Source organism: Escherichia sp. AM3, from assembly GCF_032029835.1.
GTDB classification, from domain to species: Bacteria; Pseudomonadota; Gammaproteobacteria; order Enterobacterales; family Enterobacteriaceae; genus Escherichia; species Escherichia coli.
The window spans coordinates 1-276 of record NZ_JAVUPQ010000937.1; the positions used below are offsets into that span (position 1 = coordinate 1).

Sequence of the window (276 nt, forward strand, 5' to 3'; positions counted from 1 at the left end):
GTCTCGCACCGCTTTGATAATGGCTTTGGTTTTTCAGTCGAGGCGAAGTGGAAATCAGGCGGGGACAAGGCAGATCAGCCATTCGCGGATGTAGTGGGGAACGGTCACGAAGATCAGATTAGCTGGCGCTGGAAAGCGACAGACAATATCGCCCTGACCCCTGCGTTTACGATTGAAAGCACAGACAGTCGCACCATTTATAAACCGAATCTGCATGTGCAATATAGCTTCGACAATGGCTTCTACGTGGCTGCGCGTTACCGTTACGAATATACC

1 protein-coding gene is annotated in these 276 nt (G+C 50.7%); it reads left to right on the forward strand.

Translation table 11 applies throughout. The features are described 5' to 3' along the window. The coding region (locus RTW80_RS29140) for an oligogalacturonate-specific porin KdgM family protein (protein ID WP_312721599.1) at window positions 1-276 on the forward strand (276 nt) is incomplete at both ends.